Source organism: Pseudomonas sp. (assembly GCF_030150285.1).
Classification (GTDB): domain Bacteria; phylum Pseudomonadota; class Gammaproteobacteria; order Pseudomonadales; family Pseudomonadaceae; genus Aquipseudomonas.
Genome location: NZ_JASLGE010000011.1, coordinates 34,897 through 50,308, shown reverse-complemented (window position 1 = coordinate 50,308; position 15,412 = coordinate 34,897). Strand labels below are relative to the sequence as shown.

Below are 15,412 nucleotides of genomic sequence, written 5' to 3'. Positions count from 1 at the left end.
CTTGGTACGCACGAACATGATCAGCGCGTCGAAGTCTTCAACTTCCAGCAGGCTCAATACAGCCGAGGTCTTCTGGTCAGCGTGAACCAACAGGTGAGCCTGTTCGATCGCGGTAACGGTCTGAGTCTTGGTCTGGATTTTCACGTGCTGCGGATCACGCAGATGACGCTCGGCAATGGCACGGATCGACTGCGGCAGGGTAGCCGAGAACAATACGGTCTGACGGGTAGCAGGCAAAGCCTTGAAGATCACTTCAAGGTCATCCATGAAGCCCAGCTTGAGCATTTCGTCAGCTTCGTCGAGAACCAGGTGGTTCACGGTCGCCAGTACTTTTTCGTCACGACGCAGGTGGTCGCACAGACGGCCCGGCGTGGCGACAACGATCTGTGCGCCATTACGGATTGCTTTCAGTTGTGGGCCCATTGGGGCGCCGCCGTAAACGGCTACAACAGTCACGCCCGGCATTTGCTTGGCGTAGGTTTCGAAAGCGGTTGCTACTTGCAGCGCCAACTCACGGGTTGGCGCCAGGATCAGGGCTTGCGGCTCGCGCTTAGCAGGATCGATGCGATGCAGGATCGGCAAGGCAAACGCGGCGGTTTTACCCGTACCGGTTTGTGCCTGACCAATCATGTCGTGGCCGGCCATGATGATCGGGATCGATTGCTGCTGAATCGCCGAAGGTTCTTCGTAGCCCGTCGCGATGACGGCAGAAAGAATGTTCGGGTTAAGATTAAAAGCGGCGAAGCCGCCGGTTTCCTGGGTCATGGGTCTGCCTCTAAGTGCATCCGCAAAGACCCATGCTCCAAAGCTGCGCATGCCGTGTAAGACTCAAGAGTCGCCCTGGCTGCTTTGTCGGCGGGGATTTGCGAAAACGTTAAATGAATGGAGCGTTCAGGGTTGTCCGCGAAACGGACGCGCAGCCGAAGCATGCTTCGGGAAATGCGACACCTAAACGTGGCCCGGCTAAAGGCCGGCGCGCACTATACCGGATTTCTCAAAAGAAAGAAGCGCTTTTTTAGCGCACAATCGTTTGTAACCCTCTGTAGACCGGGCTTTTAGGCTTTTTTTCAACACAAAATAAATCGTTTCAGCTTCGGGCCGTAAAAACAGAGGCTGAAACGATTAACCTTCGCCTGTCAGGTCGCCGGGCGAATGACCTTGATCAACGACTCCAGCGAGTAGCCCAAACGAGGGGCGAGCGCCTGCGCCCTCGCCATCAGCGCGCCATGATCCAGGGTTTGGTCCAGGTCTGCGGGTACCAACAGGATGACGTTACCTTCCTTGACGGGCAGTTCCCAATAATGGCGATGGTACAGCCCGCGCAACAAGGCCGCGCCCAGTGGCTTACCGTCGTCGGTGGCCCACTGGTTAATCACCAGCCAGCCGTTGGGGGTCAGTTTTTTCTGGCAGTTCTCAAGGAATTTCCAGGCCAGGTGGCCGGCCGCGGGCCCCAGGTCGTTATAAAGGTCAACAAAAATCAGGTCCGCAGGCTCTGCACTGTCCAGTAGTTCAACGGCATCGCCGATACGAATGTACAGCCGCGGATCATCATCCAGCCCCAGGTACTCAATGGCCAGACGCGGCACGTCGGGGCGCAGCTCAATGGCTTCAACATCCTCCAGTGGCAAGAATTTGAGGCAAGCCTGCGTCAGCGTTCCGGCACCCAGCCCAAGAAACAGGGCGCTTTCGGGGGCTTCATGGCACAAGGCACCAATCAGCATGGCGCGGGTGTAGTCATACTCCAGCCAGCTGGGATCCGCCGTGAAGACGCAGCTTTGCTCGATCGCGTCGCCAAATTCGAGGAAGCGGTAATCCTCCACTTCCAATACCCGAATCATGCCGAAGTCGTCATGGACTTCAGCGAGCAGGCGCTCAACGCGCTCCTCTGACATTTCCTCTCCTTGCCGCGCCCCGGCATCCCGGGCGTCACGTTAACAATTACCACTCGGCACCGAGCAGAAAGCGGCGATTGTCGGCCATTGCAACGCAGCAGGTCACGTACTAATTACTGCTAACATGCGCCACCCCTTTTTGACACTCGAGTCTGCCATGAGCCAACCCTGGAGCCCTGACAGCTGGCGCGCCCTGCCGATCCAGCAACAACCCCACTACCCTGACGCCGCGCATTTACTGCGCGTCGAGCAAAGCCTGGCCAGCTACCCTCCCCTGGTGTTTGCCGGAGAAGCCCGGGAATTGCGCCGCCAGTTTGCCGAAGTCACCCAGGGCCGCGCGTTTTTGTTGCAAGGGGGCGATTGCGCTGAAAGCTTCGCTGAGTTCTCAGCTGCCAAGATTCGTGACACCTTCAAGGTGCTACTGCAAATGGCCATTGTCATGACCTTTGCGGCAGGCTGCCCGGTGGTCAAGGTCGGGCGCATGGCCGGGCAATTCGCCAAGCCGCGTTCAGCCAATGACGAAACCATTAACGGCGTAACATTGCCGGCTTATCGCGGTGACATCGTGAACGGTATCGGCTTTGACATGCAAAGCCGCGTGCCCGACCCGGAACGCCTGCTGCAGTCCTATCACCAGTCCACCGCCACCCTGAACCTGCTGCGTGCCTTTGCCCAGGGCGGTTTTGCCGACCTGCATCAGGTACACCAGTGGAACCTGGACTTTATCGCCAACTCGGCGCTGGCCGAAAAGTACAGCCAACTGGCCAACCGCATTGATGAAACCCTGGCGTTTATGCGCGCCTGCGGCATGGACACCTCGCCACAACTGCGTGAGACCAGCTTCTTCACCGCCCACGAAGCCCTGTTGCTGAACTACGAAGAAGCCTTTGTGCGCCGTGACAGCCTGACCAACGATTACTACGATTGCTCGGCGCACATGCTGTGGATCGGTGACCGCACCCGCCAGCTCGAGGGTGCGCACGTCGAATTCCTGCGCGGCGTGAACAACCCCATCGGGGTGAAAGTGGGGCCTACGATGAACACCGAGGAGTTGATCCGCCTGATCGACATCCTCAACCCGGACAACGATCCTGGCCGTCTCAACCTGATCGTGCGCATGGGCGCGAACAAGGTCGGTGACCACCTGCCGAGCTTGATCCGCGCCGTTGAGGGCGAAGGCAAGAAGGTCCTGTGGAGCTGCGACCCGATGCACGCCAACACCATCAAAGCGAGCAGCGGCTACAAAACCCGTGACTTCGCGCAAATCCTGGGTGAAGTGAAACAGTTCTTCCAGGTGCATGAAGCGGAAGGCAGTTATGCTGGCGGGATTCACATCGAAATGACGGGGCAGAACGTCACCGAGTGCATTGGCGGTGCCAACCCGATCACCGAAGACGGCCTGTCAGACCGCTACCACACGCACTGCGACCCGCGCATGAACGCCGACCAGTCGCTGGAGTTGGCGTTCCTGATTGCCGAGACCCTCAAGCAGGTCAAGCGCTGAATAAAAAACCGCCCCCTTCAGTCGGCGGGAACACCTGCGTGCATTTGATCTAACGCGGGGCCCACACCGGTTTTGCGCAGTGGCACGGCGTAAGACCGGAACCTTAAGTGGCCGTGACCGCAACAATGGATAGGCGAAGACAAGGCGGTACCTCTTGTGGCAAATCCGGCAGGAGCTTGCTCGCGATCTTTGCTTTTAAAGATCAAAAGATCGCGAGCAAGCTCGCTCCTACAGAGCATGCTTTTGATTGTACAGACCTGACGGGGCGGCTGCTCCTGCAGGGGTTATGGGTTCGGCGGGTCCTCCCAAAAAGCACGATGACTCTCGGTGTAGATATCCGCCCTGCTCAACCCCAAATCCTTGAGCGTCTCATCATTGATCCGCCGCAAAAACGCCCGCTCCCGAGACAACTGATACCAGCGCGCAAACCGACGGTACGCCCGGACAACCCAAGCCTTATGACCTTTCATCACCTGATACCTCCTGTGGGATGGCTCAAGTGTCTGCGCGGGCATATGATCAATCCAACGAATGTTTCTTATGCAATACATCTCAGAGATTGATGAATGGCCGAGTTTCCCAGCATCGATACCGACCTGCTGCGCACCTTCGTCGCGATTGCCGACCATGGCGGGTTTACCCGAGCCGCTGACGCCGTCAACCGCACGCAGTCAGCGGTCAGCATGCAGATGAAGCGGCTGGAAGAGGATGTGCTGCACTGCTCGCTGTTCCAACGCGACGGGCGCACCGTCAGCTTGACTCCCGAAGGCGCAGTGTTGCTGGGTTACGCGCGGCGCATCCTCAAATTGCACGGTGAAGTGCTGAACACCTTGCGTCAGCCACAGATGGTGGGCACGGTGCGCATCGGCTCGCCGGACGATTACGTCATGCGTTTTCTGCCCGGCGTGCTGTCGCGCTTCGCCCAAGACTACCCGCTGATCAATGTGGAGGTGCATTGCGAATCGTCCGCCCAGTTGCTGCAGCGCAATGATTTGGATTTGACCATCGTGACCCGCGAACCCGGTGCGGAAAAAGGCCAACTCCTGCGCCAGGAACGTTTCGTGTGGATGGTCGCCCAAGGCTTCTCGCCCCACGAAAAAACGCCCGTGCCGCTGGCGATGTTCAACACCGACTGTTTTTGTCGAACCTGGGCCTGCAATGCCCTGGACATGCACCCGCGCGAATACCGGGTGGCCTACACCAGCGCCAGCCTGGCCGCGATCAATGCCGTGGTCAGCACCGGGCTGGCCATCACCGCCCAGTTTCAGAGCTTGCTCACACCGGGTTTGAGGATCGTCGGCGAAGCTGAAAACCTGCCATTGCTGCCCGTCGCCAGCATCGTGTTGCTGCGCAAACCTGACAGCACATCCTCGCCCATCATCGAATGCTTTGCCGACTACATCGTCGAAGGCTTCAAGCTTTGATGGCCAGCAACCCTGCGCACATCAGCAGAAAGGCGCAATACAGCCCGCGCAACAGGCGCTCGGGCATGGCGTGGGCCACCTTGACGCCCCAACTGATGCTCAACAGGCCACCCATGGCCATGGGCACCCCCATGACCCAGTTAACCTCGTCATGCACCGCGTACGTCAGCAAGGTGACGGCGGTGCTCGGGGCCGCCAGGGCCAGGGACAAACCTTGCGCCACCACTTGCGTGGTACCGAACACGCTGGTCAGCACGGGGGCCGCCACCACAGCGCCGCCCACCCCAAACAAGCCTCCGGTGGTGCCCGCAACAGCGCCCAGCGCGCCGTACCAAGGCCAGCCAAAACGTGACCCGGCCACCGGCTGCGGCGGCGAACGGTACAACTTGACCAGGTTGTAAAGCGTAATCACCAGCAAGAAAGCGATAAACCCCCAACGAATCAGTTGCGCATCCACCCCCACCGCGAGCATTGCGCCCAGCCAGGCGAAGCAAAAGCTCATCAATACCAAGGGTGCGGCCTGGCGCAGCTCGATATGATTGCGCTGGTGATAGCGATACAGCGCCAATAAGACATTAGGAACAGCCATCACCAACGCGGTGCCTTGTGCTATCTGCTGGTCCAGACCGAACCATAACCCCAACACCGGAATGGCAATCAGCCCGCCGCCAATTCCGAACAGGCCGCCCAGCGCCCCCAACGCGACGCCCAGCGCGGCGTACATCGCATAATCGATCAGCATGAAGCCCCCTCACAGTAAGCGCCCATGCTAACCAGTCCGTAACCTTCGGCAAAGCTCTAAACCGGGCCTTTTGGAGGCTAAAAAAAACCCGACCATAAAGGCCGGGCTTTCGTCGTGCGGTTAACGCGAAGTGGATTACTTCGCGCGGCCCTTGTAGGAGCCACCTTCACGGGTATCGATCTCGATCATGTCGCCGATTTCGATGAAGTCAGCAACGCTCAGCTCGGTGCCGTTTTTCAACTTGGCAGGCTTCATCACTTTGCCCGAAGTGTCGCCGCGAGCGGAACCTTCGGTGTAGTCAACCTGACGCACGATCGTGGTCGGCAGCTCTACGGACACCAGGCGCTCTTCGAAGAACACGGCTTCGCACACGTCGGTCATGCCTTCTTCAACGAAAGGCAGAACGGCTTCGATGTCTTCAGCGTTCAGCTCGTACATGGTGTAGTCAGTGGTGTCCATGAACGTGTAGGTGTCGCCGCTGATGAAGGACAGGGTCGCTTCTTTGCGATCCAGGATCACGTCATCCAGCTTGTCGTCAGCGCTGTATACGGTTTCAGTCTTGTAACCCGTCAGCAGGTTCTTCAGTTTGGTCTTCATGATTGCGCTGTTACGACCAGACTTGGTGAACTCAGCTTTCTGAACCAGCCAAGGGTCATTGTCGATACGAATCACTGTACCGGGTTTAAGCTCTTTACCAGTTTTCATTACGAGTATCCGAATTTGGATTGAGATTTACAAAAATCTAGGCCGCGTATCATATCCAATTTCTATAAAACAGTACTAGCGCTTGCGCAAGATCGGCCTGGGAGGCTTGCTCCAGACACCAGCGTTCAGCATGCGCGGCGATCTCGGGCCAGTGCTCCATCACGTTATGCCAGGGTGAAGCCATGTCGGTGCCAGCATTCCAGGCGTGCCACAACCCGGTCAACGCTTGAGCCGCCGCGGGCGACAGGTTGTTGACATAGAGCGTCAGGAACGCATTGAGCTTGACCCAATGGGCGTCCTCTTCCTGTTCATAGATGTGCCACAACAGCGGCCGCCCCGCCCATTGCGCCCTGACAAACGAATCTTCACCGCGAACCGCATTGAAATCACAGCTCCACAACAGGCGGTCATAGTCCTGCTGCCGGACGAACGGCAGTACCTGCACCGTCAGCGCGCCCCGCTGTTCGACTGCGCCTACAGGCAGTTCATCAAGGCCCAACCCGCGCAGCAAATCAGCCATGATCCGCCCTTGCGGCACCAGCAGGTGGGTCGGTTGGCTGCCTGAAGCCATTGCCTGAAGCCAGCTTTCGAGCCCGGCATTTTCATAGGCAAACAGTGACACAAGGCGGGCATCACTGGCCGGGTAAACCCCCAAACCGTTTAAAAAGGCTTGCCGGGCCTCTGGGTTGTGTTGAAACGCCTGACGGCGGGCCAGCAAATCTGCCTCCCTCAGCAACCCGCCAGTACCCGCTTCAAATCCGGGAAAGAAAAACGTGCGTTTCAAACCGTCGCTGCGAAGGGACGACAAACCATGACAGCCGCTGACCCAATCTTCGGCGCTCAGGTACTCCAGGTTGATCCACAGGGCCGGCTGTTCCCGCGTTTTCAGCGCCTGCACATACGCCTCGGGCAAGGTGCAGCCGAAAGCCTCAATCACCACTTGCGGCACGTCAACGGCCTGCCAGGCTTGAGGCCATTGGCGTACCTGCACGCCTTGCTGCATTTGTTGCGCAGCACCGGCATCTGCCTCTGGGCACAACGGCACAAAGGCCTGCAGGTCATCGACCCACAACCGCACGGCCACCTCATGCTCTGCCGCCAACTGGCGGGCCAGGCGCCAAGTCACGCCGATATCACCGTAGTTGTCGACCACGCTGCAAAAAATATCCCAGGAGGCTTTCATGCCGTCTCCTACGTTCAAAGAATGGATTGTCCGTGTTAATCCGCGCGGGCAGAAGGCGGGGTAGCGATTAATCTGGCCGCGACTCGTGCGACAATCGCTGCCTGCCTTGTCCACATTGAAACCTGCGCCCCATGAACAAATCCGCCGTGCACCTGATGATGCTGGAAAAGCTCGCCACCGATCTCGATGTGCTGCAGCGCGCCGCGCAAACCGCCTATGAAGCGGCCACTCACGAAGAGAACATCGCCGAGAACAAGTACGACACCCTCGGGCTGGAGGCGTCTTACCTGGCCACTGGCCAAGCCCGACGTGTTGAAGAGATTCGCCTGGCGCTCAAAAACTGTCAGGCCATGACACTCGCCCCGTTCGAGGCCGCACTGGGTATTCAGGTCGGCGCGCTGGTTGCCCTTGAGGCGCAAGATGGCCAAGTGCGATGGCTGTTCCTCGCGCCCGATGCGGCCGGGCTGACGCTCACCGTGGACGGGCAACCCTTGACCGTCATCACCCCGCGTTCGCCGCTGGGGGCGGCCTTGCTGGGCAAACACCCGGATGACGACGTGCAGATCACCGTAAGCGGTACGACGCAGACGTATACCGTCCGCGAGAGTGAGTAATCACCCGCAACCGCCGTATTACTTGGCCGCTGCCATCAGGCGGTTGACTTCACTGCGCACCATGTTGGCGTATTCCGGGGGCGACAGAGCGTCCAGTTCAGAACGCACCCATTGCGCCCACTTGCCCTTGCGCTTGGCCCGCTCACCGAACAGACGCGTCGCGTCGGCCTTGGCCTTGCCCAGATTGCTCTGCCAAAGCTCGTATAAACGGGACTTTTCGTCTTCCAGCGCCGCACGTTCAGCGAGGGGCTTGTTGGCGAGGTTGAAACTCATGTGATTTTCCTGCGGCGTAAAATAGACAACATCTTACACCCTCGAAAGAACTGTCTCAGTCAGGTTTTTAACTACGCTGTCAGCTTGCCGTCCAAAATCAGCTCCCTATCCGATGCAACTTTTTCACACGGAGCTGACTCCATTACTTATCACCCTCTCACCCGCAAGGAGTAGCGCAATGGCTCGAAAAAATGTCGTACAAGCCGCTGAAGATCAAATCAAGGATCAAGCGTTCAGCGAGCTGCAAGAATTGATTGCCGAATCTGAAAAGCTGCTCAAGGACAGTTCGACCCTGATCGGCGAAGAAGGCGAAACCCTGCGCGCGCAGGTGGGCCTCAAGCTAAAGCAGGCACTCGACTCCGTGGGCAATGTGCGCGAACGCAGCAAGCCCGTGGTCGATGCCACGGAGCATTACATTGGCGGCCACCCCTGGCAGACCGTGGCCATTTCAGCCGGCGTTGGCCTGGTTGTAGGCCTGTTGTTGGGCCGTCGCAGCTAACGCTTTCAAAGCCGATGCACACAGCCCCTCGTCGTCTTGGCGAGGGGCTTTGTCGTCAGGGCTTAAAAAAATTTAGACATATTCAGTGACATTCGTGCCGGGCAGTCCTGATACTTCACGCTTTCCCCCTGCCAAACGAGACAGTCAATGTCCGCCTCTCCTGCCGCCACAAAACCCCTCAGCACGGCCTTGATCCTGCTGATGGCCACCGCCACCGGGCTGGCCGTCGCCAGTAACTACTACGCCCAACCCTTGCTGCACACCATCGCCCAAGAGCTGGGCTTGAGCATGAGCAGCGCGGGCACCGTGGTCATCACCGCACAACTGAGCTATGGGGTGGGGCTGCTCTTGCTCGTGCCGCTGGGCGACCTGTTCGAACAACGCCGCCTGATTGTGACCATGACCGTCCTGAGCGCCCTGGGCCTGTTGCTCAGTGCCTTTGCCCCCTCACTGGCCTGGCTGCTCGTGGGCACCGCCGTGACCGGGCTGTTTTCAGTCGCGGCCCAAGTGCTGGTACCAATGGCCGCCAGCCTGGCCGACCCGCAGAGTCGCGGCCGCGTGGTGGGCACACTGATGAGCGGGCTGCTGCTGGGGATTTTGCTGGCCCGCACCGTGGCCGGGGCGCTGTCCTCTGCCGGTGACTGGCGCTTGATCTACCTGCTCGCCGCCGCACTGATGCTGGTCAGCGCCACCGCGCTGTTTTTTGCGCTGCCCAACCATCATCAAAGCGCCGGCCTGAGCTACCCGAAACTGCTGGGCTCGGTGTTCACCCTGTTTGTTGAAGAGCCGGTGTTGCGCTTGCGCGCCATCCTGGGGTTGCTGACGTTTTCGCTGTTTGCGCTGTTCTGGACACCGCTGGCCTTTTTGTTGGCCGTGCCCCCGTACAACTTTTCCGACGCCATCATTGGCCTGTTCGGCCTGGCGGGCGCGGTGGGTGCCATCGCCGCCAACTGGGCAGGGCGCATGGCCGATCGCGGTAAAGGCCAACTGGCCACCACCCTCGGTCTGATCGTGCTGCTGGGGTGCTGGCTGCCCATGGCCTTTGCCGGAAATTCGCTGGTGGGGTTGTTGATTGGCGTGCTGGCCCTGGATTTTGCCGTGCAACTGGTGCACGTCAGCAACCAGAACGCGGTGTTCAAAGTGCGCCCGAGCGCTCGCAACCGCCTGAATGCTGGCTACATCACCTGCTATTTCATCGGCGGCGCGCTCGGCTCACTGGTGGGCGCGCAGACATACCCTGTGTATGGCTGGCATGGCATCGTCGTGGTCGGTGTGGGGGTATCCGCGCTGGCCCTGGCGGTGTGGGCGTACAGCCTGCAACGCGCGAGCAAACTGCAGCCCGTCGCCTGAGGGCATTCACCGCACTTTTCATCGCCGGGTGAACTCGCTAGGATGCCAAGCCCATCTGAAAACGGCCCGCCCGCGCGGGCCGTCCTACTGTGTCGAGACGCCATATGATCCCTAGAGAATCCCGTAACGAACTGGCCCTGGACGCGTTCAGCAAGGCCAACCCAAACCTGCTCGAAGAAATGAAAGATTTGAGCGCCGAAGACCGCCAGCAACAGATCCTCTGGGCCTTTGAAGACGAAGCCGAAGACCGCGGCCTTGAGCCTTGGGAGTTTGCACTGGAGCTGATAGCCCGCAGCCCTGAAGAACTGGCGACCATGCGCCGCGAAGTTCATCAGGAAGTGGCTGAAGCCCTGGACATGAGCTGGGAAGAATACTGCGGGTTCAACGATATCGCCGTGTGACCGGGCGAGATGACACTGATAACGGCCTCCCGGTGGCCACTCACGCCACCGGGGAGCACACCTTGGTCATGGGCGGTTGTGGGCATCTACCAATTTTTGGGCCATCACTCGATGCATTTCAAATTTGGGCAGGTACTTTTCAGCCAGCGCCTGTAATTCAGGTGACTCAGAACGACTGGCCTGCTGCTTGAACAATTCGAGGGTCTGCTCCCGTGCCTTGACCTGGTTCATCGAGTAAGCCGCGTCAAACGCCTCCCCGTCCGGCAAGGCTGGCATCAAGGCCTGGGCTTTGGCCTGCATGTGTTCATCGCTAAGGATGGGCCAATCCTGTTGACTGGCCAGTGCCTTCAAATCCCGGTTGGCATTGGTATGGTCCTTGATCATCTCCACGGCATAGCTTTCGATGTCTGTTGACGACGTTTGGCTGATTGCCATGCGGCTGGTTTCGATCTCTGCGATCCCTGCCACAGTCGCCTCATCGATAAACTCGGCCGGGCTGCTGGCCAGCGCTACGCCACTGAACAACGCACACCCCGCCAACACACAACGCGCGACGAATTGTTTGGGCCCCATCAGGGTCTTCATAGCTTCCTCCAGTCAAAGGCAGGTTTATTCCGTGCACAGAATCTGAAGGCTGAGGGCCGCAAAGGTTTAAAAAAACACGGGATTTTCTGATGAGCGGTGCCCGCCGGTTACGCGTCGTTCATGGCCAGCGGCCATTGTCAGAGGGTACTGGATAATACTAATATAGAATCATTCCCATTTAAGCTCGCTCGCCATGAAGCCGCCATCCATCACCGACGCCGACAGTCTCGACGCCTTGTACAAGGGCTACCATGGGTGGTTGCTGGTGTGGCTCAAGCGACGTCTCGAATGCCCGCACAATGCCGCCGACATGGCCCAGGAAACATTTATTCGCCTGATCACCGCCGGGGCCTATGCCACCCCGCGTGAACCCCGGGCGTTTCTGGCCACGGTGGCCCGCCGCCTGATGGTGGACCGTAACCGTCGGCAAAAACTGGAGCGGGCGTATCGCGAAGAACTGGCGCGGCATGTCGAACATCTGGAGCACGCGCCATCGCCCGAACAGATCCTGGCGGCGGTACAAGCCCTGGAGCATATTGCCCGCGCCCTTGATCGCATGCTCCCGCGCGCGCGGCAGGCGTTTATCCTGCGCCACCTTGAAGGCCTGAGCCATGCGCAAATTGCCGCGCAGTTGCAGGTGTCGACCAAGACCGTGCAGAACTACCTGGTGCAGGCCTTGCTGCATTGCCATGCCGCCGCTGAAGACACGCCGTGAGCCCATCGCCATCCCACAAAATCATGCGTCAGGCGGCGCAGTGGCTGGTGCGCCTGGACGATGAACCCAGCGAAGCCGATCAGCGGGACTTCAATCACTGGCTCGCCCTCGCCCCGGAACACCGCCTCGCCGTGCAACGCCTGCAAGGCAGCCTGGCCACGTTAAAAGAGCTGCCGCAAGGGCCGGCCCGCGTCGCACTGGGCAGTATTACGCGGCCACCTGCGGGCGCACGCGCCCTGAAGGCGTTGGCGTTGGCTGCCATCGTCGGAATACCCGGTGCGCTGGCTTTGCAACAGTTTCCACTCGCCTACCTGATGGCGGACATTCGCACCGGCACGGGCGAGTGGAACACCCGGCAGTTGGCGGATGGCACGTGGCTTAGCCTGGATGGGCGTTCCGCCGTGGATGTGCAGTTTGATCCGCACCAGCGCACACTGCATTTAATCAGCGGCAAAATTCTGCTGGATGTCGCCAAGGATGCCCAACGGCCCTTTCGCGTGATCACCGATCAAGGCAGCATTCGCGCCTTGGGCACCCGGTTTGTGGTGGAGCAACAGGCCGGTGCCACCCGCCTGGCAATGATCGAATCAAGCACTGAGATCAAGAACGCCGATCAGCGCATGACCGTAAACGCCGGCCAGCAAGTGCGCTTCGATACGTCAGGCATTTACCCGCAAACCGCTGTCAACGGCAGCGAAATCGAGAATGCCTGGCAACACCGTCAACTGATCGTCAAAGACCAGCCGTTGCCGCACGTCCTGGATCAACTCACGCGCTACCACAACGGCTATTTGATGTTCGATTCCGCCGAACTCGCCACCCTCAACGTCACAGCCGTGCTGCCGGCGGATGACAGCGCACGCGCCTTGCGCCTGCTAGCCCGCAGCCTGCCGATCAAGGTCACCACCTTTACCCCGTGGCTCACTCGCATCTCGCTCGATCAGCCCTGAATCGCGGCGACGCGTACCTGCTCCAAGGCCCAAATAAAAATTATTGCCTGTTGCTTCCAGTTCTCATTTCCCGAGCGTCCTTGTAGTAGCCAAATCCACTAGAGAGTCGGGAACATGCCTTTTACTCCGCGCACGCGCTGTTCATTCACCTTGCCCAGCGCCAGAGCACTCGCGCTCGCCCTGAGCGCCATCAGTGTGCCACTGACACCGCTCATGGCCGCCCCGCTCAATCATTACGACATCCAGGGCGGGTCGCTGGCCGATGTACTGAGCCGTTATGCACGAGCGTCCGGCGTGGCCATTTCATTTGAGACACGCCAGCTCGCCAACCAGACCAGCAGCGGCCTGCGCGGTGAATACGGGGTGGACGAAGGCTTTGCCGCCCTGCTGCTCGGGCATGGCTTGCAAGCGGTGTCGAGCAATGACGGCTACGTATTGATCGCCGCGCCACAGAATCAGGGGGCCGTCGAATTGGGCGCAACGCGGGTGAATGCCAACCTGGCAGGGGCCAGTTCCGAAGACACACAGGCCTACACCATCGGCTCAACCACCACGGCGACCAAACTGCCACTGAGCCTGCGCGAAACCCCACAATCGGTGAGCGTCATCACCCGCCAACAGATGGACGATCAAGGCATGAAAAACCTTGATGACGTAATGCAAATGGCTACCGGTATCACCGTCGTTAAAAACGGTGGCGAACGCTCGCTGTACATGGCGCGCGGCCAATTGGTCGACACCCTGCAAATTGACGGGATTCCCACCAACATCAGCAACGCCTACTCGATGGATGCGATCTCCAAGCCCACCACCGACCTCTACGACCGCATCGAAATCGTGCGGGGGGCCACCGGCCTGCTAGACGGTGCCGGCAACCCGTCCGCGTCGATCAACCTGGTGCGCAAACGGCCCACCGCCACCCCCCAGGCCATTATCGAAACCTCTGTGGGCTCGTGGGACAACGACAAAGTGATGATCGACCTGTCATCGCCCCTTAACGATCAAGGCACGATCCGCGGGCGCACGGTCGTCACCTACAACAACGCCAATAGCTACATGGACACCGCTAAAAAAGAGAATCAGGTGTTCTACACCCTGCTCGAAGCCGACCTCAGTAAAGACACCCTGGCGACCCTGGGCTTGAGCTACCAAAAAGAGCGCAACTCCGGTTACGACTGGTCCGGCTTGCCCACCATGGTCGACGGCAAGTTCTACCCGCTTTCACGCTCAACCTCGCTGACGGGCAAGTGGAACCACCTGGACAAACGCAACACCACGGTATTCGGCGATATCCAGCACTATTTCGACAACGACTGGAAACTGGTGGTCGCCGCCAACCAAACGTGGGCCAAATCGGACTTTCTAGGCAACTACACGCAGCGTGTGGGCGGCACCGAAAATCGGTTCACCCTTAACCCACGGCACTTCCGCTACGACGACACCCAAACCAGCGTGGACACTTACCTGTCCGGCCCTTTCAACTGGATGGGCAAACAGCATGACCTGGTCGTCGGTACCAACGTGCGGGTTGATGACTTCGACTACCACGGTGGCCGGGATGCGTCCTACAAATACGAGTTCGACATCACCGACCTGGGCAGCTTTAACCCACCCGCGCCGACAGGGCTCAACGTCAACCAATGGAAATACAACATCACCCAGAAACAGGCCGGCCTCTATGCCGCCAGCCGTTTCAGCCTAAGCGATACCACCAAGCTGATCGTGGGCAGCCGGGTGAGTTGGTTTAAAAATGAAAGCCTGGTCAACGTCACCCGCCCCATTCACAACGACTACAGCAAAGACGGGCAATTCACGCCGTATGCGGGGCTGGTTCAAGAACTGAACGAGCACTTCACCGCCTACACGAGCTACACCGAAATTTTCAAACCCCAGAGCAACCTCGGCGTTAACGGTTCGCCGCTCAAGCCCATGACCGGCTCCAACTACGAGTTGGGTTTGAAGGGTGAGTTTCTGGACAAGCGTCTGAACAGCTCGATTGCCCTGTTCCAGACCGACCAAATCGGCCGTGCAGAAGCCTATAGCGCCGACACCGCTCAGTCGCTGTGCCCTGACCTGCCTAACGGCTGCTACAAAGCGTCGGAAAAAGTGCGCAACCGGGGCATCGATCTGGAACTGAACGGTGCGCTGACGCCGGACTGGAACCTGTCAACCGGCTACACCTACACCCAATCCAAATACGCCGCAGGCAGCCAAAAGGGCGAAGACTCCGCCGCCTCTGCGCCGCGTCACTTGTTCAAGGTCGCCACCGACTACCGCTTGCCGGGTGTACTGAATAAAACCCGCGTAGGGGGCACGTTCTATGTGCAGAGCAAAATAACCCACACCGAAGTGAACGCAGACTACAAGATCGAACAGCAGGGCTACGCCTTGACCAGCCTGCATGCCAGTTACGACATCAGTAAAAACCTGGAAGTGCAGTACAACCTGGATAACGTTTTTGACAAGAAGTACATACAGACCACCGGCAATGACAACTACTGGAACTTCTATGGCGCGCCGCGCAATTTCAATCTGGCCTTGAAGGCCACGTTCTAAGTGCCGGGCCAGCAGGTGA

16 protein-coding genes and 1 pseudogene are annotated in these 15,412 nt (G+C 59.1%); 9 read left to right on the top strand and 8 right to left on the bottom strand.

The window, feature by feature from the left end; genetic code table 11:
* Positions 1 to 799 (bottom strand): annotated as a pseudogene (locus tag Q1W15_RS01585) (DEAD/DEAH box helicase); the annotation flags it as partial.
* A gap of 337 nt (positions 800 to 1,136) precedes the next feature.
* On the bottom strand, positions 1,137 to 1,892 hold the full coding sequence (locus Q1W15_RS01580; protein WP_300719835.1) for a spermidine synthase: 756 nt from the start codon (positions 1,890 to 1,892) through the stop codon (positions 1,137 to 1,139).
* A gap of 157 nt (positions 1,893 to 2,049) precedes the next feature.
* Here Q1W15_RS01580 and Q1W15_RS01575 point away from each other — a divergent pair, with 157 nt between their 5' ends.
* Positions 2,050 to 3,396, top strand: a complete 1,347-nt coding sequence (locus tag Q1W15_RS01575) for a class II 3-deoxy-7-phosphoheptulonate synthase (RefSeq protein WP_300719834.1) — start codon at positions 2,050 to 2,052, stop codon at positions 3,394 to 3,396.
* 284 nt (positions 3,397 to 3,680) lie between these two features.
* Here the strand turns inward: Q1W15_RS01575 and Q1W15_RS01570 are convergent, their stop codons facing one another.
* Positions 3,681 to 3,866: a DUF1127 domain-containing protein gene (locus Q1W15_RS01570; RefSeq protein ID WP_367280618.1), complete on the bottom strand. Its 186-nt coding sequence runs from the start codon at positions 3,864 to 3,866 to the stop codon at positions 3,681 to 3,683.
* 96 nt (positions 3,867 to 3,962) lie between these two features.
* Between Q1W15_RS01570 and Q1W15_RS01565 the strand changes: the two genes are divergently transcribed.
* A complete protein-coding gene (locus Q1W15_RS01565; protein ID WP_300719833.1) occupies positions 3,963 to 4,820 on the top strand; it encodes a LysR substrate-binding domain-containing protein in 858 nt (285 codons plus the stop codon).
* Here the strand turns inward: Q1W15_RS01565 and Q1W15_RS01560 are convergent.
* From Q1W15_RS01560 to earP, 3 genes are all read right to left on the bottom strand, one after another.
* Entirely contained in the window at positions 4,810 to 5,562 is a 753-nt protein-coding gene (locus Q1W15_RS01560) for a sulfite exporter TauE/SafE family protein (protein WP_300719832.1), read from the bottom strand. The two genes, Q1W15_RS01565 and Q1W15_RS01560, sit on opposite strands and share 11 nt — an antisense overlap.
* 135 nt (positions 5,563 to 5,697) lie before the next feature.
* Positions 5,698 to 6,267, bottom strand: coding sequence for an elongation factor P (locus tag Q1W15_RS01555; RefSeq protein WP_048368748.1), 570 nt, complete (start codon positions 6,265 to 6,267; stop codon positions 5,698 to 5,700).
* Positions 6,268 to 6,316: 49 nt separating this feature from the next.
* Complete coding sequence (gene earP, locus Q1W15_RS01550) at positions 6,317 to 7,450, bottom strand: elongation factor P maturation arginine rhamnosyltransferase EarP (RefSeq protein WP_300719831.1); 1,134 nt, start codon at positions 7,448 to 7,450, stop codon at positions 6,317 to 6,319.
* Positions 7,451 to 7,581: 131 nt separating this feature from the next.
* On the opposite strand from earP, the gene Q1W15_RS01545 reads away from it, so the two are divergent.
* A complete protein-coding gene (locus Q1W15_RS01545) occupies positions 7,582 to 8,064 on the top strand; it encodes a GreA/GreB family elongation factor (RefSeq protein ID WP_300719830.1) in 483 nt (160 codons plus the stop codon).
* An 18-nt stretch (positions 8,065 to 8,082) separates the two neighbouring features.
* Here the strand turns inward: Q1W15_RS01545 and Q1W15_RS01540 are convergent, their stop codons facing one another.
* Entirely contained in the window at positions 8,083 to 8,337 is a 255-nt protein-coding gene (locus Q1W15_RS01540) for a hypothetical protein (protein WP_300719829.1), read from the bottom strand.
* Positions 8,338 to 8,515: 178 nt separating this feature from the next.
* Here Q1W15_RS01540 and Q1W15_RS01535 point away from each other — a divergent pair, with 178 nt between their 5' ends.
* The 3 genes from Q1W15_RS01535 (at position 8,516) to Q1W15_RS01525 (ending at position 10,587) form a co-directional block, all read left to right on the top strand.
* Complete coding sequence (locus tag Q1W15_RS01535; protein WP_300719828.1) at positions 8,516 to 8,836, top strand: YqjD family protein; 321 nt, start codon at positions 8,516 to 8,518, stop codon at positions 8,834 to 8,836.
* A gap of 147 nt (positions 8,837 to 8,983) precedes the next feature.
* Positions 8,984 to 10,186 carry an MFS transporter gene (locus Q1W15_RS01530; protein WP_300719827.1) on the top strand — a complete coding sequence of 401 codons (1,203 nt, stop codon included), beginning with the start codon at positions 8,984 to 8,986 and terminating at the stop codon, positions 10,184 to 10,186.
* A gap of 104 nt (positions 10,187 to 10,290) precedes the next feature.
* Positions 10,291 to 10,587, top strand: coding sequence for a DUF6388 family protein (locus tag Q1W15_RS01525; RefSeq protein ID WP_300719826.1), 297 nt, complete (start codon positions 10,291 to 10,293; stop codon positions 10,585 to 10,587).
* Positions 10,588 to 10,653: 66 nt separating this feature from the next.
* Here the strand turns inward: Q1W15_RS01525 and Q1W15_RS01520 are convergent, their stop codons facing one another.
* Entirely contained in the window at positions 10,654 to 11,172 is a 519-nt protein-coding gene (locus tag Q1W15_RS01520; RefSeq protein WP_300719825.1) for a DUF4142 domain-containing protein, read from the bottom strand.
* Between the two features lie 193 nt (positions 11,173 to 11,365).
* On the opposite strand from Q1W15_RS01520, the gene Q1W15_RS01515 reads away from it, so the two are divergent.
* From Q1W15_RS01515 to Q1W15_RS01505, 3 genes are all read left to right on the top strand, one after another.
* Positions 11,366 to 11,887 (top strand): sigma-70 family RNA polymerase sigma factor, encoded by a 522-nt coding sequence (locus Q1W15_RS01515; protein WP_300719824.1) that lies wholly within the window; start codon positions 11,366 to 11,368, stop codon positions 11,885 to 11,887.
* On the top strand, positions 11,884 to 12,837 hold the full coding sequence (locus Q1W15_RS01510) for a FecR family protein (RefSeq protein ID WP_300719823.1): 954 nt from the start codon (positions 11,884 to 11,886) through the stop codon (positions 12,835 to 12,837). The genes Q1W15_RS01515 and Q1W15_RS01510 overlap by 4 nt, the downstream gene beginning before the upstream one ends.
* 114 nt (positions 12,838 to 12,951) lie before the next feature.
* The gene (locus tag Q1W15_RS01505) at positions 12,952 to 15,393 is read left to right on the top strand and encodes a TonB-dependent siderophore receptor (protein WP_300719822.1); all 2,442 of its coding nucleotides are present in this window, start codon (positions 12,952 to 12,954) and stop codon (positions 15,391 to 15,393) included.
* Positions 15,394 to 15,412 lie beyond the last annotated feature (19 nt).